The sequence below is a fragment of the Rothia koreensis genome (assembly GCF_052232265.1).
GTDB classification, from domain to species: domain Bacteria; phylum Actinomycetota; class Actinomycetes; order Actinomycetales; family Micrococcaceae; genus Rothia; species Rothia koreensis.
Window position 1 is genome coordinate 2,004,666 of the sequence record NZ_CP197643.1, and the last position, 17,903, is coordinate 2,022,568.

Annotated in this window: 14 protein-coding genes; 7 read left to right on the plus strand and 7 right to left on the minus strand. The window is 64.5% G+C overall.

Translation table 11 applies throughout. The annotated features are described in order from the left end of the window. Positions 1-35 precede the first annotated feature (35 nt). The 3 genes from ACTSLZ_RS08880 to ACTSLZ_RS08890 all read left to right on the plus strand — a co-directional run bounded on the left by ACTSLZ_RS08880 (position 36) and on the right by ACTSLZ_RS08890 (position 2,614). Complete coding sequence (locus ACTSLZ_RS08880; RefSeq protein WP_443094760.1) at positions 36-497, plus strand: peroxiredoxin; 462 nt, start codon at positions 36-38, stop codon at positions 495-497. Between the two features lie 53 nt (positions 498-550). Beyond that, positions 551-1,384, plus strand: a complete 834-nt coding sequence (locus tag ACTSLZ_RS08885) for an arylamine N-acetyltransferase family protein (protein ID WP_443094761.1) — start codon at positions 551-553, stop codon at positions 1,382-1,384. 912 nt (positions 1,385-2,296) lie between these two features. Then, positions 2,297-2,614 (plus strand): hypothetical protein, encoded by a 318-nt coding sequence (locus ACTSLZ_RS08890; protein ID WP_443094762.1) that lies wholly within the window; start codon positions 2,297-2,299, stop codon positions 2,612-2,614. 5 nt (positions 2,615-2,619) lie between these two features. Here ACTSLZ_RS08890 and ACTSLZ_RS08895 read toward each other — a convergent pair whose 3' ends face one another. Together ACTSLZ_RS08895 and ACTSLZ_RS08900 are read right to left on the minus strand one after the other, a co-directional pair. Further along, entirely contained in the window at positions 2,620-3,927 is a 1,308-nt protein-coding gene (locus ACTSLZ_RS08895; RefSeq protein WP_443094763.1) for a permease, read from the minus strand. Then, the gene (locus tag ACTSLZ_RS08900) at positions 3,924-4,640 is read right to left on the minus strand and encodes an ABC transporter ATP-binding protein (RefSeq protein ID WP_129315838.1); all 717 of its coding nucleotides are present in this window, start codon (positions 4,638-4,640) and stop codon (positions 3,924-3,926) included. The genes ACTSLZ_RS08895 and ACTSLZ_RS08900 overlap by 4 nt, the downstream gene beginning before the upstream one ends. Before the next feature lie 172 nt (positions 4,641-4,812). On the opposite strand from ACTSLZ_RS08900, the gene ACTSLZ_RS08905 reads away from it, so the two are divergent. Next, a complete protein-coding gene (locus ACTSLZ_RS08905) occupies positions 4,813-5,367 on the plus strand; it encodes a hypothetical protein (RefSeq protein WP_443094764.1) in 555 nt (184 codons plus the stop codon). 181 nt (positions 5,368-5,548) lie between these two features. Here ACTSLZ_RS08905 and aspS read toward each other — a convergent pair whose 3' ends face one another. Further along, positions 5,549-7,360 carry an aspartate--tRNA ligase gene (gene aspS / locus ACTSLZ_RS08910; RefSeq protein WP_443094765.1) on the minus strand — a complete coding sequence of 604 codons (1,812 nt, stop codon included), beginning with the start codon at positions 7,358-7,360 and terminating at the stop codon, positions 5,549-5,551. A 110-nt stretch (positions 7,361-7,470) separates the two neighbouring features. Continuing rightward, a complete protein-coding gene (hisS, locus tag ACTSLZ_RS08915; RefSeq protein ID WP_397556123.1) occupies positions 7,471-8,817 on the minus strand; it encodes a histidine--tRNA ligase in 1,347 nt (448 codons plus the stop codon). Positions 8,818-9,043: 226 nt separating this feature from the next. Here hisS and ACTSLZ_RS08920 point away from each other — a divergent pair, with 226 nt between their 5' ends. Both ACTSLZ_RS08920 and ACTSLZ_RS08925 read left to right on the plus strand, forming a co-directional pair. Further along, entirely contained in the window at positions 9,044-10,417 is a 1,374-nt protein-coding gene (locus ACTSLZ_RS08920; RefSeq protein WP_443094766.1) for a DUF349 domain-containing protein, read from the plus strand. A gap of 156 nt (positions 10,418-10,573) precedes the next feature. Further along, positions 10,574-11,248 (plus strand): hypothetical protein, encoded by a 675-nt coding sequence (locus ACTSLZ_RS08925; RefSeq protein ID WP_443094767.1) that lies wholly within the window; start codon positions 10,574-10,576, stop codon positions 11,246-11,248. Here ACTSLZ_RS08925 and ACTSLZ_RS08930 read toward each other — a convergent pair. Continuing rightward, positions 11,239-13,626, minus strand: a complete 2,388-nt coding sequence (locus ACTSLZ_RS08930) for a RelA/SpoT family protein (RefSeq protein WP_129315843.1) — start codon at positions 13,624-13,626, stop codon at positions 11,239-11,241. The two genes, ACTSLZ_RS08925 and ACTSLZ_RS08930, sit on opposite strands and share 10 nt — an antisense overlap. A 539-nt stretch (positions 13,627-14,165) precedes the next feature. Here ACTSLZ_RS08930 and ACTSLZ_RS08935 point away from each other — a divergent pair. After that, positions 14,166-14,822, plus strand: coding sequence for a hypothetical protein (locus ACTSLZ_RS08935; protein ID WP_443094768.1), 657 nt, complete (start codon positions 14,166-14,168; stop codon positions 14,820-14,822). Positions 14,823-14,929: 107 nt separating this feature from the next. Here ACTSLZ_RS08935 and secF read toward each other — a convergent pair whose 3' ends face one another. Together secF and secD are read right to left on the minus strand one after the other, a co-directional pair. Next, entirely contained in the window at positions 14,930-16,114 is a 1,185-nt protein-coding gene (secF, locus tag ACTSLZ_RS08940; protein ID WP_443094769.1) for a protein translocase subunit SecF, read from the minus strand. After that, a complete protein-coding gene (secD, locus tag ACTSLZ_RS08945; protein WP_443094770.1) occupies positions 16,107-17,867 on the minus strand; it encodes a protein translocase subunit SecD in 1,761 nt (586 codons plus the stop codon). The genes secF and secD overlap by 8 nt, the downstream gene beginning before the upstream one ends. Positions 17,868-17,903 lie beyond the last annotated feature (36 nt).

Sequence of the window (17,903 nt, forward strand, 5' to 3'; positions counted from 1 at the left end):
TCCTCGGAATGTACGGATCAATCGAAGGAGTTTTCATGTCGAACGAACTCAGCACAGGCGATGTCGCGCCCGCCGTCGATCTGACGGCCCACGACGGCAGCACCGTCACCATCGGTGGCATGCACGACCAGGATTCTGTGGTTTACTTCTTTCCCAAGGCCTTCACCCCGGGCTGCACGACCGAAGCCTGCGACTTCCGCGACAACCTCTCCTCCTTGCCCGCCAAGGTTTACGGGGTCTCCGGAGACAGCCCTGAAGAGCTGGCTCGTTTCGCCGAGGAATACGATCTGGCCTTCACTCTGCTCTCCGATCCCGATCACGCGGCCGCAAAGCAATGGGGCGCGTGGGGCGAGCGGACGATCAACGGCGAGACGTCGGAAGGTCCGTTGAGGTCGACTTTCGTGATCGACGCCGCCGGCACGGTTGCGCGCGCCGAGTACAACGTGAATGCCGAGGGCCACGTCGCGCAGCTCGCGTCGGAGCTGAACAGCCAGTAGTCAGGCCGACGATCATTCCTCGGGTCGCGGCCTCCGCGTGAGAAGCTGGGAGCATGACTGTGCATCAGGAGTCGCCGTGGGGCATCGATGAATACGATGTGCCGGAATACCTCCTGTGCATCGGGCAGTCGGAAGCGGTCCACGGCGAACCGAGCGCGGACCTACTGCGAGACCTGCACCGAGCGCACGTCGAGACGTTGCCGTTCTCCAACGTGCAGGTGCTCTTGGGTGACCATCCGGGCGTCTCCCCCAGCAGCGTGCAAGCGTCCTTGATCACCAATCGTCGCGGGGGCTACTGCTTCGAACACGCCCAGTTGTTCTCCGGGGTCCTGGAACGCCTGGGTTTCGACGTGCGGCGCTCCCTCGGGAGGGTCGGTTCCCCCAGCAACACCAGGACCCATATGACGGTTGTCGTGACGATAGACGAGGTCCAGTACCTGTGCGACCCGGGATTCGGTTTCAGCGTGCGTGAGCCGATGCCGTTGATCGACGGGCGCCCCCATGTGGAGGGCGACCGCGAATTCACCGCGGTACGCCACGCCGAGACGGCAGGGCAGGTGTGGGAGTTGCGGCGGGACGGCGAACCGCAGCACTTCAGCGACGGCCTCCCGGTGGTACCGGTGGACGTGCATGCAGGGCATTTGACCACGTCCCGCGACGGTTTCGGGCCATTCATGGATCACCTGATGGTCATGCGCCACACCACTGAGGGCCACGTGACGGTCACGGAGGAAGCCCGGACGGTCCGCCGAGCGGGACGCCCGACCCGGAGGGAACGCCTGTCGCCTGAGGCCACGATCGACGCCGTCCAGGAACTCGGGGTGTGTATAACTGACCCCGAAAGTGAGACCCTGATCGAGCAGGTCGCAGAGATGCGCCGCTCCTGATCCCGTTGCCGGAGTGCGTTGCCGGAGTGCGGTTTGCTTGGGGGTTTCCGTGTGTGGGGCGGGCGAGCGGGGCAGGCGGGTGCGCGGGTGCGTTCGTCCGGGCGGGTTCGTCCGGGCGGGTTCGTCCGGGCGCGAACGTCCGGGCGGGTTCGTCCGGGCGTTGGGTGGTGGTTAGCCGATTCGGCGGCTTTTACCGCTGTTGGGTGGGGGTTGCGAATGGTGGCTCCGTTCCCCGTGAGGCGCGGTTTACCCGATTCGGTGGCGTTTACCGCCGTTGGGTGGGGGCCACGAAGAGCGGCGTCATCCCGCGTGAGGTGGGGTTTACCCGATTCGGTGGCCGTGGCCTCCGTTGGGTGGGGTTTACGAAAGGCGGCATCGTCTCGCGTGAGGTGGGGTTTACCCGATTCGGTGGCTCTGGCCGTCGTTTGGTGGGGGTTGAAGCACCACCTAGCGTGGGTCATTGCCTCTCTATCGGGCAACCCCCACCCAACAACGCTCGGGGCGGCCCGTCATGCACACGACGTCGGCCCGTAGCGACCAGGCATGCGCACGACGTCGGCCCGTAGCGGCCCGTCATGCGCACGACGTCGGCCCGTAGCGACCAGGCATGCGGCCGACGGCGACCCGGCGTCGTTCCAGCCTCGGTGCCGGCTGTTCGAGGTGGCAATTCCGTGCATCTGCGCCACTCCCGCTTCCACTCGCCACCTCCCCCGCCTCCCCCGCGAGGTGGCAGGTTTGTGCAATTTTCGGTGCGAAAAACGCTCAAAACTGCCACTTCGGCACGCGGCCGCCGGCGTTTCCCCTGGTCAGCCGATTCCCACAACTCTTGAAAATTCGTAAGAATCGGCGTTCCATGGACAGTGAGGCCCGGGTCACCGGTCCTCGTCCAGGGCGGGTAAGGAGTTGATGAAAATGTCGTACGAAACCCAGCCCATTACCGAAACGATGCTGACCATTCCCCCTCGGTACGTGCAGAACGAGTCGCAGTGGGCCCGCCAGATCTGCGTCCGTCACCGGTGGAGACTCAGCACCTCCACGGGCGAGATCTTCGACGGAGACGGTCGGCTCCTGGCCGGTTCCCTGCAGTCCCTGACGCAGACCCTGGTGGTCCTCGGCTGGATCGTTCCCAGGGAGGACGGCCGAGCCCAAGCCGGAATCGCATGGACGCGCATACCGGATGAGGCAGAGGCCGCCGTCTCAAGGCTCTTGGAGATCTCGACGCCGCAGTAGGCCGCCTAGTCCTCGAGGGTGCGCCTGAGCACGGGTGTGGTCGACGCGCACGCTGCCCAGACGGTGCAGATTCCGAAGACGATGGCCGCAGCAATGACCGCCATCGTGACCGGTTGCGCGACCAGACCCGCGCCGACCAGCGGGAACAACGTCACCACTGCGACCAGGCCCGAGATGATGACCACGAGCACCAGAGGCCGCATCACCGAGAGCCGGCGGACCCGTCCGAGACGGTCGATCGACATTCCCATGCGGGAGAGCGCCCGGTACATCTCCTGGCGGTCGAGAACCTGCGCCGTCTGGTTGATGCCGACCGAGAAAGCGACCATGAGGAAAGACATCACCAGCGTCACGAGCACTCCGGTCCGGACGTCGTGAACCAGGATCAGATCCTGGCGGTCGGCGTCGGCGGTGCTGCCAGCCATCGACATCGCAACGCCCGATCCCAGCATCACGGCCATGTACACACTGAACGCGATGCTGCCGATCTGGCGCCACATCTCCTGGGGCGACTCGAGGAGGTTTCGCGCCGCGATCAGGCGTTCGGCGCTGCGGGCGGTCTTCGCGTCGGCGGTGCCGATCCATTTCAGGACCAAGGGCCCCAAGAGGTTCACGGCGATCAGAGGGATCGACAGTGAAATCACGATGAACGCGAAAACCATGGCACCCCCGAGTCCCGAGGACACGGCCACGGAGCAGACCAGCGCGACGAAGATCAACAGGCCGCCCGCGACGAGCCGGATCCAGCGCACCCTGCGGGGAAGTTCCCGTGAACGGACGCTCAGCGGGGTGATCTCGAGCCGGCTGAGCCCGCTCAACGCGCTGACAAGGGCCAACGCCAGAAGCAGGATGCCGACGACGAGCAGCCCCTCGAACCCCAGCCACAGACCCGAAGCCCCGATCGCGTGCCCGGTCAGGTGCACCAAACCGACCAGAGGGGTCAGCAGACCGTATAGCACGGCACCGAGAACGATGCCAGTCACGGCCAGCGTGCCCGATTCGATCAGTGACAACGCCCTGAGTTTCAACCCCGAGGCACCGAGCAGGCGGAGGGTGGACAGGCGTCGTTCGCGCTGGCGTGCCATGAGTCGGGCCGCCGAAGACATGAGGGAGCTCATCGGGACGGCCAGCAGTATGGCCGCCAGGGCCGCGCAGAGCATGTAGAACAGCTGGTTGCTGCTCTCGTCGTTCAGCAGGAACGAGACACCGCCCACGACCGTGTAGGCCATGGCGCTCGTGAGCATGAAGGCGACAACCGGAAGTGCCCACGTGGCGGGGTCAGAGAAAGTTTTGCGGAGGAAGAGCAGATTCACCGCGGACCACCTCCCAGTCCGTCGTCGACAATACGACCGTCCTGAAGCCGAATGGTTCGGGCGCATCCGGCGGCCACCGCCGGGTCGTGAGTCACCACCACCAGGGAAGCTCCCCGGGACACGGTGGCTTCGAGCAGCGCGTCCAGGACTCGTTGCGAGGTCTCCGTGTCCAACGCGCCCGTCGGTTCGTCGGCGAACACGAGATCCGGACGAGTGACTTGGGCGCGGGCGATCGCGACACGTTGGGCCTGCCCGCCGGAAAGCTGCCCGGGACGGCGGTCTTCCATGCCGTGAAGACCCAGGGCCGACAGCCAACGACCGGCTTCGGCCTCCGCCTGTCTGCGGGACGTTCCGGAGGTCATCAGGGCCACCGCGACGTTCTCCAGCGCGGTGAGTTCCGGCAGGAGCAGTCCCTCCTGGAACACGAACCCGATGCGGTCCCGGCGCAACCGAGTCCTCTGGTTCGACGACAATCCGGTGATATCGATTCCGGATCCCGAGGCTGCGTCGTCGAGAATCACCGATCCGCGGTCCGCGCCGGAAATGCCGGACAGGATGTGCATCAGCGTGGACTTGCCGGAACCGGAAGGTCCCATGATGGCCACGGACTCCCCATGTCCGATGGTGACTGACACGTCGGTGAGGGCACTGGTCGTACCGAAGGCTTTGCTGAGCCCGTGGGCTCTGACGAGGTGAGTCGTTGTCGTTTTCATACTGAAAACGCTATGCGTCGCCGAAGCGTCGGGGATCAGTGCCAACGATGAAACCGAGGGTCCAGCGGGCACCCGGGCCTTCGGTAGAGCCAGGTATGCCTATAAGCTCGGTACCACGAAGTACCCGGCGAGGCACGAGCGCCTGCCTGAGGACCGCGGAAGGACGAAGGGCATGGGAAGAGCACAGGCTGAGCGGACGTGGGACGAGTTCAGGAGGACCGGAAGGTCCGTCATCCGGACCAGTCCGGCAAAGGCTGTTCTCGCTGCCGTGGGGCTGGGGCTGCTCGTGATCCTCGCGGCCGGCATGGCATACAGCGATTTCGCGAAGAACGGTGTGGCGTCCTTCCAATTCTGGGGGTGCTGCCTCGTCGCCGCTCTGCTGGTCGTCGGTATGATCGCGACCATCCACCCATTGGTCCGGCAACGGCGACTCGTGCTGGAGGTGCCCGGATTCTTCGTGGAGTCACGCCGACGCGGCGCGTGGCACGACGAATTGCGGGTCAGGTGGGAGAACGTCTGGAGCGTCGAGGCGCACAGCTCGTCCAATGGTGAGTCGACGACGACGCGCGCACGCGTCACGCTGCATCCAGGAACGCGCCCCGAAGTCGGGGTCACCACCGACCAGGGTTACGTGGAGATGCCAACGGGTCTCGGAATCTCCGTCCGCCAACTCGCCGAGGTCATGGCCCGGATCGCGGCCCAAAGCACGTCCACGGACAGGGCGTGACTCGCCCTCGTCCCGCACAGGCACCAGGCCCCGCCGACGACAGCCTGCGGGGCCTGGTGAAGCGCAATGGGGACAGCGCACTGGGTGGCAGCGCAATGGCGCGGGAAGCTCCTGATCCACCGGGCTCCAGGGCCACCGGGATGGCCCCGAAGCCGTGGACTTCCACGCCTCCTGCAGCGGACTACTTGGTCCCGGCGCTCTGCCCCTGGTCCGGCGCCTGCTTCTTCTCCGTGCTCTTGGCCGGCTTGGCGTCCACCCCGGTTTCCTTGCGCTGTTGGGCCGTGATCGGCGCCGGAGCAGCCGTGAGCGGATCGTAGCCGTTGCCGGTCTTCGGGAACGCGATCACCTCACGGATGGAGTCCGATCCTGCCAGCAGGGCGACGACGCGGTCCCAGCCGAAGGCGATTCCGCCGTGCGGGGGTGCACCGTATTTGAAGGCCTCGAGCAGGAAGCCGAATTTCTCGTCGGCTTCCTCCTGCGAAATGCCCATGACGTTGAAAACACGTTCCTGCACGTCGCGACGGTGGATACGGATTGAACCGCCACCGATCTCGTTGCCGTTGCACACAATGTCGTAGGCGTAGGCCAACGCGGATCCGGGATCTTCGTCGAACGTGTCCATGAATTCGGGCTTCGGCGATGTGAACGCGTGGTGCACGGCCGTCCATGCGGAGTTGCCCAGGGCGACGTCGCCCGAGTCCTCGGCGTCGGCGGCGGGTTCGAACATCGGTGCGTCGACGATCCACACGAAGGCCCAGTCTCCATCCTTGATGAGTCCGGTCCGGTGTCCGATCTCGACTCGAGCAGAGCCCAAGAGGGCACGGGAGGACTTGGCGTCACCGGCCGCGAAGAAGATGCAGTCGCCGGGCTTGGCCCCCGCGGCTTCCGCGAGGCCTTCGCGTTCGGTCTCGGTGATGTTCTTGGCCACGGGGCCGGTCAGGCTGCCGTCCTCCTGGACCAGAACGTAGGCGAGGCCCTTGGCTCCGCGCTGTTTGGCCCACTCCTGCCATGCGTCCAGGGTCCGGCGCGGCTGCGAAGCACCACCCGGCATCACCACGGAACCGACGTACGGTGCCTTGAAGACACGGAAGGTCGTATCGCGGAAGTAGTCCGTCAGCTCCGTCAGTTCCAGGCCGAAACGAAGATCCGGCTTGTCCGAACCGTATTTCTCCATGGATTCGCGATAGGTCATGCGGCGAATCGGGCGCGGAATCTCCACATCGATCAGTTTCCACAGAGCCGCCACGATCTGCTCGCCCAGGTCGATGACGTCGTCCTCCTCCACGAAGGAGGCTTCGATGTCCAGCTGGGTGAATTCCGGCTGACGGTCGGCGCGGAAGTCCTCGTCCCTGTAGCAACGAGCGATCTGGAAGTACCGTTCGATCCCGCCCACCTGGAGAAGCTGCTTGAACAACTGGGGCGACTGCGGGAGGGCGTACCAGGAGCCCGGCGCCAGGCGCGCGGGCACCACGAAGTCACGTGCACCTTCGGGAGTCGAACGAGTCATCGTCGGTGTTTCCACCTCGAGGTACCCATCCTGGTGGAGCAGCTCCCGCACCACGCGGCTGGCTTCAGAGCGCAGCTTCATGGCGGCCGCCGGTGCCGGGCGGCGCAGGTCGAGGTAGCGGTGCCGCAACCGGGCCTCTTCCCCGACCTCGACGTGCTCGTCCACCTGGAACGGCAGCGGCGCGGAGGTGTTCAGCACCTCTACCGAGGTGACCTCGACCTCGACCTCACCGGTCACCAGGTTGGGGTTGTCGTTGCCCTCGGGGCGGCGGGAGACCACTCCCTCGACCTTGAGCACGTATTCGTTGCGCAACGCATCGAAATCTGCCTCATCGTGGAACACGCACTGGGTCACGCCCTCCCGGTCGCGCAGATCGACGAAGGCCACCCCTCCGTGATCGCGCCGGCGGGCGACCCAGCCGGCCAGGGTGACGGTTTCTCCGATGTTCTCGGCGGTCAATTCACCGAGCGTATGCGTGCGTAGCACTCACGGTCCTTTCGATGTGGCGGCGGGGTCCCGCCGAGCTGATTCTGTGCAGAGTCTACCTGCCCCGGCGGCTGGCCAGGATCGTTGTCCACAGCCGCGGCAGAGACGGTCTATTCCTCGGTGCCGTACACGCGAGGGCGGAGATCCTCCTCGGCGGGAGTCCAGGTCGAGGGATCCGCGGCAACCTGCTCTCCCGAGCGGATGTCCTTGACCTCATGCGTGGTCGTGCCGGACTCGTCGGTGCCCAGGAACCAGACGAAGGGTATCCCGCGCCGATCCGCGTACTTGATCTGCTTGCCGAATTTCGCGGCACTCGCAGAGACCTCGCAAGCGATGCCGCGGTCCCTCAGCTGATCCGCGACGTCTTGGGCCTCCGACCAGGCCTCGTCGTTCGTGAGGGCCACCAGAACCGCGGAGGGAACCGAACGTGTCGGTCGCGCCAGACCCTGAGAGAGCATCCGGGCGACGAGACGGGTCACGCCGATGGACAGTCCGACCCCCGGGTACGTCTTCTTGCCGTTCGAGGCCAGGGACTCGTACCTGCCACCGGAGCAGATGGATCCGAGCTGTTCGTGGCCGAGCAGGACTGTCTCGTAGACGGTCCCGGTGTAGTAGTCCAGGCCCCGAGCGATCGACAGGTCGGCGATGACCTTGCCGGGCGCGCGCTTCGACGCCTGCTCGATCACTTCGGTCAGCTCCGCCAGCCCCTCCTCGAGCAGGTCGTCCTGGACGCCGAAAGAACGTACCCGGTCCGCGAACGAGGTGTCCTCTGCTGTGATCGAGGCAAGGTCCAAGGCGGCTTGTGCCTGCTCGTCCGTGGCGCCGAGCTCGTCCTTGAGCAGCTGGGCCACGGCATCGGGGCCGATCTTCTCCAACTTGTCGATCGAGCGCAGGACCCCCGCGGTATCGGTCAGTCCGATGCCCCGGTAGAACCCTTCGGAGAGCTTCCTGTTGTTGACCCTGAGCCTGAATTCTGGGAGCGGCAACCGCGAGAGCGCGTCCACCACGATCAGGGCGAGCTCGACGTCGTACCGGAACGGCAGCGTGCCTTCCCCGACGACGTCGATATCGGCCTGCGTGAATTCTCGGGCACGGCCCTCCTGCGGCCGCTCGCCGCGCCACGACTTCTGAATCTGGTACCGCATGAACGGAAAGTTCAGGTAGCCGGCGTTCTCGACGACGTACCGGGCGAACGGAACGGTCAGGTCGAAGTGGAGAGCGAGCTTCTCGGCCTTCTTGCTGTCACCGTCCTCCTGGAGCCGCGAGACCGCGTAGACCTCTTTGTCGATCTCGCCCTTCTGCAGGAGTTGCTCGACGGTTTCCACCGAGCGGGTCTCGATCGAGGAGAACCCGTGCAGCTCGAAGGTATGGCGCAGAACATCCAGGACATGGTTCTCTACCACCCGTTCCTCGGGCAGCAATTCCGGAAAACCTGACAAGGACGCCTTGCGGGCCATGAGCCACTCCTCAAAGTCTTGGTTCTTGGGCGCGCCGGGAGGCGCGCAAACACCTTCAAGCCTAAACCGTGGCCAGTCCCCAGGCGAACCGTGGGGACCGTGATCCCGGCCCCTTCCAGGGAAAACCGTTCATCTTTCCACGAAATAGCCGGTTCACGTGACGCACACCCCATATATATTGGAGTCCAGTGCCCGGTCCGTTCCGGGCGACGTCGACCATCGATACATGAGGCCGACAGGCCCTTCCACGGAAAGAGTTTCAGCGGTGACTGAGAAGAAGCCCGACGACAAGCCCACCCCGGCCAACCTGCCGGGTTCCCCCATCGTTCCCAAACCCGCCGCACCCCCAGCAGCCCCGAGGTCGCTGGACGAGGCCAAGAAGTTCGGCTCGGTAGGAGCAGACGGCCACGTCTACGTCACGGTGCGCGGCGAGGACATTCCCGTGGGGGCATTTCCCGAGGCCAGCGACGACGACGCCCTGACCTACTTCGCGCGGAAATTCTCCGAGACGGAGACTCAGATCGCGCTCCTCGAGAACCGCGTCTCCCAAGGCGCCGATGCGGCATCTGTGGAGCGGTCCGTCCGTTCCCTCAGGGAACAGGTCGAGGCACGCGGCATGGTCGGCGATATCGAGAACCTCGAGAAGCGTCTCGATGACCTCGACGCCGCCGCGACCCGCCTGACCGAGGAGCAGAAGCACGAGGCCGAGGAAGCCAAGCAGCGCGCGCATCAAGAACGTGAAGCCATCGTCAAAGCCGCCGAAGATGTCGCGGACCAGGATCCGTCCGACACGCATTGGAAGAACTCGAGCGCCCGCATGAACGACCTCTTCGATGCGTGGAAGGTCGCTCAGAAGGAGCATCGCCTGCCGAAATCCGTGGAGGACGCGCTCTGGAAGCGTTTCCGCACGGCACGGTCCACGTTCGACAAGCACCGCCGCTCCTACTTCTCCCAACTGGACCAGAACAACGCCAAGGCCAAGAAGGCCAAGGAAGCGCTTATTGCCGAGGCGGAGTCGTTGTCAGGGTCCACGGACTGGAGCGAAACGTCCGCCAAGTACCGGGACCTGATGGATCGCTGGAAGCAGGCGCCCCGGGCCTCGCGCAAGGAGGACGACGCGCTCTGGGCTCGCTTCCGGGCCGCCCAGGACGTCTTCTTCAATGCACGGGCGGCCGCCAATGCCGAGACTGACCGCGAGTTCGCGGAAAACCTCAAGGTCAAGGAAGCGTTGCTCGAGAGGGCCCGGGCGATCCTTCCGGTCAAGGACCCGGGTGCGGCGAAGGCCCAGCTCGCGCCGATCCTGGACGAGTGGGATGCGGCCGGCATGGTTCCCCGCAATGACCTGCGACGGATCGAGAATGAGCTCAAGAAGGTCCAGGACGCCATCTCCGAGGCGGAACAGGCCGAGTGGGAACGGACCAATCCCGAAACCCAGGCCAGAGCCGATTCCATGGTCAGCCAGCTCAGGGACGCCATTTCGGAGCTGGAAGCGGACCTTCGCAAGGCCGAGTCCGCGGGGGACGCCACAGCTGCCGCCAAGGCCCGGGAAGCGCTCGATGCTCGTCGGGCCTGGTTGGACCAGCTTGACGCCGGTGCCTGATATCCGGTCCTGACCCCGGGGCCCGACCCGGTGGCCGCGGCTCCCGACGGCCACCGCCCGATCGTCGTCCCGTCCGAAGGGTACGGATTCGAAGAGACTGTCCACAGATTCGCTGAATCCGTACCTTTCGGCCCAAGCATGAGGTCTCATGGACCCATGCACGAACATCATTCCCCGGATCGGGTTTGCCGCCTCGACCCGGTGTCACGGACGGCCGCTCATTATCGTGACCTCGGGGCCCCGCCGTGGCTGGTGATTGCCGGCCTCCACCTCACACAGGCGGAAGCTCTGCTCCTCGCCGCTCGCGGTCTGCTGGTCCCGCATGTGAACTCTGTGTACGGCAGCACGCCGCCGTGCCCCGAATCCCGTGCCACGGCGGCGGCACTGCACCTGCGGCCACTGAGCCGACAACGAGCGATACTCCACCGCCTGACCGCGGCCTGGATCTACGGCTGCGCTCCCCCGCCCACGCTCCTGGAGTGCACGGCTTTTGGCCCGTTTGGCCTCACCTTGGATCCGGTGGAATCCGCCGTCGTCCACCACCGGTACACGACCTACACCAAGTACGAGGCCCTGCGAATCGGACCCTTGAGGGTCACCACGCCCCTCCGCACATGCGTGGACGTTGCGGCCTTCGACCAGGGCAAACACGGCGACGCCGCCCTGGCGACATTGCTCCGCGCGCCAGGTCTGGGTTGCCCTCCTGGGACGGTCTGTGCCGCCCTGGAAGCGGTTCCACGTCTGGCGTTCCGACAACGGGCCCTCCGGCGGATTCATGCGCTGTCGGAAGCGCTTCGCCGGGGGCTACCGGGAGATACGTCTCACTCCTGACCGTGGGTCGACGGGGTCGGTCGGGACCCGGTGATGCGGTAGACGTCGTACACGCCGTCGATGCCGCGCACAGTGTTGAGGACGTGGTCGAGGTACCTCGGATCGCCCATCTCGAAGGAGAAGCGCGAGATGGCGAGCCGGGAGACATTGGTATGCACGTTGGCCGACAGGATATTGACGTGGCTCTCCGAGAGGATCCGAGTCACGTCGGACAGCAAGGATTTCCTGTCGAGCGCCTCGACCTGGATCTCGACCAAGAACACGGAAGATTTGGTCGGAGCCCACTGGACCTTGATCCGGCGAGGATCGTCCTGGGCCTGCCTCATATTGGGACAATCCACGCGGTGCACGGAGATGCCGTTGCCGCGAGTCACGATGCCCATGATCTCGTCCGGGGGAACCGGAGTGCAGCACCGTGCCAATTTGGTGTAGACGCCGTCGGCACCGTCGACCACCACGCCCGAGTCCGCGTGCTTGGGCCGCGCATGGGTTGTGATCGAGGTTTCTTCTTCGAGGTCGTCCTCCGCCTCGGATTCGCCTCCGAGGAGATCGACCAGGCGGTCGATGACGTCCTGGGCCTTGATCTGGCCTTCGCCCACGGCTTCGTACAGCGCGGCGACGTCGTCCTTGTGCTGTTCCTCAGCGACGGACAGAAGGAGTTTGCTGGTCAGAAGACGCTGAAGAGGCAGGCTGTGGCGCCGCATCGAGCGGGTCAGGTTGTCCTTGCCCTTCTCGATGGCCTCTTCTCGACGTTCCTTGGTCAGGTAGTGCCGGATCTTGGTGCGGGCCCGAGGGCTGGCCACGAATTTGAGCCAGTCCTCGCTCGGGCCGGCGTCCTCCGCCTTGGTCGTCAGGATCTCGATGCGGTCACCATGGTTGAGTTTGGAGGACAACGGAACCAGTTTTCCGTTGACCCGAGCACCGATGGTGTGTTCCCCGACTTGCGTGTGAATCGCGTAGGCGAAGTCCACCGGGGTCGATCCCGCCGGCAAGGACAGCACATCGCCGGCCGGGGTGAAGACGAAGACCTCTTGGGCGTTGACCTCATAGCGCAGGGAGTCCAGGAATTCGGAGGAATCGCGGGTCTCCGACTGCCAGGACATGAGCGACTGGAGCCACTTCATGGCCTCGGCCGAATCTTCGGTATGCTGTCCGGCGGCCGATGCCTCGCCACGGGCCGCAGCCTTGTACTTCCAGTGCGCGGCAATACCGTATTCGGCCTTGCGGTGCATGTCGTGCGTCCGGATCTGGACCTCGACGGGTCGACCGGCAGGGCCGATCACCGCGGTATGCAGGGACTGGTAGGTGTTGAACTTGGGAACGGCGATGTAGTCCTTGAACCGTCCCGGGATCGGCTTCCAGACTTCGTGGATGGCGCCGAGCGCCGCGTAGCAGTCCCGCACCGAGTCGACAAGAATCCGGATCGCGAGGAGATCGTAGATCTCGTCGAATTCCTTGTCGCGCAGAATCATCTTCTGGTAGATCGAGTAATAGTGCTTCGGTCGCCCAGTCACCTCGCAGGAGATGTTGGACTCCTGAAGTTCGTCCTTCACGCCGGTGCGGATCTCTTGCAATTGCCGTTCCCGCTCCGGGGTCCTGTCCCCGACCATGCGCACGATCTCGTCGTAGATACGAGGCTCCAGGGCCGCGAAGGACAGGTCCTCGAGTTCCCATTTGATCGTATTGATGCCCAGGCGGTGGGCCAGCGGCGCGAAGATCTCGAGGGTCTCCTTCGCCTTGCGTGCGCTGGACTGAGGAGAGACGAAGCGCCAGGTCCGCGCGTTGTGCAGCCGGTCGGCCAGCTTGATCACGAGCACCCGAATGTCCTTGGCCATCGCTATGACCATCTTGCGGACCGTCTCGGCCTGAGCGTGTTCCCCGTATTTGACCTTGTCCAGCTTGGTCACGCCGTCGACGAGCTCCGCGACCTCTTCCCCGAAGTCTTCGGTGAGCTCTTCGAGCGTGTACTCGGTGTCCTCGACGGTATCGTGCAACAGGCCCGCAATGAGCGTGGCACCGGAGGCCCCGAGTTCGGCGAGAATCGTGGTGACGGCGACGGGGTGCGTGATGTACGGATCGCCGCTCTTGCGCTTCTGTCCGGTGTGGTACTTGTCCGCGACGGCGAAAGCCCGCTCGATCGCGGCGAAATCCTCTTGGGGGTTGTTGGCCTTGACGGTCCTCAACAAGGGAACGAGGACCGGCGACACCGGTTTGGTCTTGCTCGCGGCTGAGGAATCTCCGGCGTTCACGGTTGGTTCCGCTCTTTCTGCGGCCGGCACGGCGGCCGTCTTCGGGAAGGCACGGCGTTCCGGCGTCCTCGTTGACGCTGAAATGACCCGATGGGTCCCGTGACTCTGCCGATCATCTGACGATGCCATGATGAACCTCCTGACCGTGTGATGGACCCAGTTTAGTCCCCCGCCGTCAATCCTCCGTCCCCTCGAGGTGGCAGGTTGGTGCACTCCACCCTGCCGAAGTGGCAACCCCGGAACCAAAATGACCAGCGGCAGGTCCCGATCTGCTCTCTCGACGTCGTGATGTGCGGTCGCTGTGATCTCGTCGCACGGCTCTCGCAGCAAGGTTCGATCCGGTGTGGGCGGACCGTGCTGGGCATCGAGGCGGCCCTCGTCACACTCCGACTTATTCGGAAGGCGAAGTATTCGACCCCGACCGCACGACGACGCCGCGAAAGTTTCTGACGAGTAATGAATGCCCAAATCAGACCCGTATTCGAAGATGGCGCCGGCTTGTTGGGCCGCACTTGGCACATCTCTGATCCGTGCGGACACGCCCTCAGATACTTTACTGATCAATTGAACCTTGGTGTTCAGAACTCTACTTTGAGGACTGTTCCCCCCCCCTCCTCTCGCCCTCGGTGCAGGGACGAGAGTCACCCCCTTTTGCGAAAGGTTCACCCATGCATCAGAACATCACTCGGCGTTCCGTGGCCAAGGGCGCGGCGTGGTCGGTCCCCGTCATCGCCGCCACCTCGGACGTGCCCACGATGGCCGCCTCAACCCCGACCCCCGAGGGGTGCGCGCTCACAGATGATCAGCTGAACAACGGATACTGCGGCACCCGAGTCGCGGATTCGTGGACCATCGAGGGGTCGCGAACCTTCGGCAACCAGTTCGGCGGCGCCGCGAACGCCCAGACATCCCTGAATATCGGTTTCCGGTCCACCTGCAACTATCGCGGGTCGGTGACCTTCAAGCTCAAGAACGCGTCCGGCGAGAGGACCCTTCCGTCGCCCACGCTCACGCTGAACGACAGGCGCAGCTTTTCGGGCGTCGCCACGCTGGGCAACGTCGGATCGGGAGGAGCCCGTGCCGGTTTCCTCATGGCGTCCACGATCCAGTGGCTCGATTCCGCGGGCACCACGAATCGAGCGAACCGCCAGTCCTGGGACGGTGCCACCGTCAGGGTCCCCACCGAGATCTCGTACACCGCCCCCAACGGCACCCTGCATCGTTGCCTGCTGACGTACACCTTCACCATGCAGGGCTCCTGGAATGCCAGCGGCAGCCAGGCCATGGTCAGCCCTCGTTGGGCGTCCGCGGCGCCACTCGGCTAGGTCGACATCGACGCGGCAGAGTTGCTCGGAAGTCAGGTAGTTGGCGTGTGACATGAGTCTGCAGCCGCCCCTCGGCGAGGGGCGCGAGGGCCTCTTGGCAGGCTCCGCTAGATCACCGCGCCATTGTCCGGCTTGTCCCTGCCACTCGGGTCATAGCGCGGTGTGGGGCTGTCCGCCGACCTCCCGCCGCCGCGGTCGGAACGCCGGCCTTCTTGTGCCGACTCCGCTCCGGCCGACGCCGAACCGTCGCCGAATGGTCTCGTCGACCCCGAGGTCGTTCCTTCGCTGATCTCCGCTCCGGAGTCGGCGACGTCGGTGTCCGCGACGCCTCGTCGGACTCTTTCGGCCTGTTCCTTGATGGGCTTCTCGCCCTGACGCAGCAGTGCGTAGAGGGGAGCTGAGACGAACAAAGTGCCCAGCGTGCCCATGATGATCCCGATGAACAGTGCCAGGGAAAGATCCTGCAAGGTTCCGGCACCCAACAGGAATGCCCCGATGAACAGAATCGAGCCGACCGGCAGGATCCCGACGACCGAGGTATTGATTGACCTGACCAAGGTCTGGTTGACCGCCAGATTGACCTCTTCGGCGAAGGTCGTCTTCGTGTTTTCCCGGTAGCCCTTGGTGTTCTCGCGAATTTTGTCGAAGACCACCACAGAGTCGTACAGCGAATAGGACAGAATCGTCAGGAAACCGATGATCGCCGACGGTGTGACTTCGAACCCGACCAGGGCGTAGATCCCGGCCGTCGTGATGACGGTGAACAGCAGGCCGGCGATGGCCGACAGGGACATCTTCACGGTTCTGAAGTACAGGGCCATCCCGACCGTCGCCAGGACCACGAACGCGATCAGACCCCACGTCGCCTGGCGGGTCACTCCTTCGCCCCAGGTTGGTCCCACGTAGGAGGAGGTGACGTCGTCGGCCTTGACGTCGTAGGCCTTCTGCAGGGCCTGTTTGACGGCGAGCGTGTCGTCGTCGCTCAATTGCTCGGTTTGGACGCGTACCGTATCCGAGGCAATCTTGGTCACTTCGGTCTCGGAGGCACTCGCGTGCTTCGAGACGGCGTCCTTGCCCGTCTGGACGTCGGTGCTCTGGGAATCGGAGACCGTGAACTCCGAACCGCCACGGAAATCGATGCCCATTTTGAAGCCACCCGTGAACACCGGGATGAGCACCGCAATGATCACGAGCACCGCGGAAATTCCGAGCCACAGTTTCTTCTTCGGGATGAAGGGCAGTGAGGTCTTGCCCGTGTAGAGGTTGCTACCGAACTCTGCGAACTTAGGCATTGTCGGCTCCTTCGGGATTTTGTCCTGACTGCTCTTCCGGGTCCTGTGGCGGTTTGTTCCGGGATTCGAGCGCCTCGGCCCTGCGTCGTTCGGCGATGGTCATCGGCCGGTCCTCGGAGTCTTCGTCATGATCGGACCGGCGCTTCCTCGCTCGAGGCGAGTCCTCGGGGTCCCGCAGACGTCCGGCCCCTCGATACAACGGGACGTAACCGAGCGCGCGAGCATCCAGTCCGGACAATTTGTGCCCTTCACCGAAGAACTTGGTCCGCGAGAGCATCACCATGACCGGATGGGTGAACCAGAAGATGACCATGAGGTCAGCGATGGCCGTGAGTCCCAGGGTGAAGGCGAAACCTCGAACGTTGCCGACCGCCACGAAGTACAGGACGACGGCCGCCAGGAGGTTGACGCCCTTCGACGCCCAAATGGTACGCCGGGCGCGCATCCACCCGTGGTCGACGGCCGAAGGCACACTGCGCCCATCGCGCAGGCCATCCCTGATGCGTTCGAAGTAGACGATGAACGAGTCAGCCGTCTGTCCAATAGCCACGATCAGTCCGGCCACGCCCGCAAGCGACAGCCTGTAATTGACGCCCCACCCGAGCAGGGTAATGGCCTCGTAGGTGACCACCCCCGCGACAAGCAGGGATGCGATCGTCACGAATCCGAGGAGTCTGTACTGGAACAGTGAGTACACGCAGACCAGCAACAGACCGATGATGCCGGCAATGATGCCCATCTGCAGTTGGTCCGTGCCCAGCGTCGCGGAGATCTGTTGCTCGGACTGGATGTCGAAGCTGATGGGCAGCGCACCGTACTTGAGCTGTTCCGACAGTCCCTTGGCATCGTCCTCGGAGAAGTCACCGGTGATCTGTGCCTTGCCGTCCGCGATCACGTTCTGCGCGCGTGGTGCCTGGAGCACCCCGCCGTCGAGCATGATGGCGAAGGATGCCTTCGGGTCTTCCTGGTTCTTTCCGTAGAACCCGTACAGGCGCTGCGTCACGTCCTTGAACACGTTCTTGGCGTGATCGTTGAACGTGATGTTCACGCCCCATTGGCCCGTGCTGACGCCTCCCCCGGACTCGGCCTGGGAGTAATCGGCCGTTTTGATGTCCGAACCGTTCAGTTCGACGGGTCCCAGAATGTACTTCTGTTGGCCATCCTCGGAACACGCGACCACGGCCTTGTCGGGATCCAACTGATCGTCCTTGCCCGGGTTGGCCTTGCAGTCGCGTTGTTCGTACTGCTTCTGGAGATCCCCCGTGATCCAGTTGGAATCCGATCCGTTCTGGGGCTCGCCATTCGGATGCGGCAGATCCGCGTCCGCGGTGCGTTGGTCCTCGGGAACAGCACCCCCATCGCCTTGCATCAGGACAGATCGGAAGGACATCTGTGCCGATGCCTGGATCAGATCACGGGTTTCCTGGCTCGGAGTTCCCGGCATCGACACGACGACGTTCCGGCCGGACTGGGTGCTGACCTCGGCCTCGGAAACGCCGGCGCCGTCGACGCGCTGTCGGATGATGTCGACCGCTTGGTCGAGCTGGTCCTTGCTGATGTCGCCGTCGCCATTGGTGACCTTCGGGGAGAGGATCATCTCCGTGCCGCCGGACAGGTCCAGGGCGAGCTGGGGTGACGCGGAGCCACCCAGTTTGGTCGCAGACAGGCCGATGACACCGCCGAGGACCACCACAATGGCGGTCAACAGGAGCAGGGCCTTTCGGGCACTGGACGTGCGCTTTTTCCGAGCCATGAGGATTCCTGAGGATCATAGGTCGAGGTGCTCACC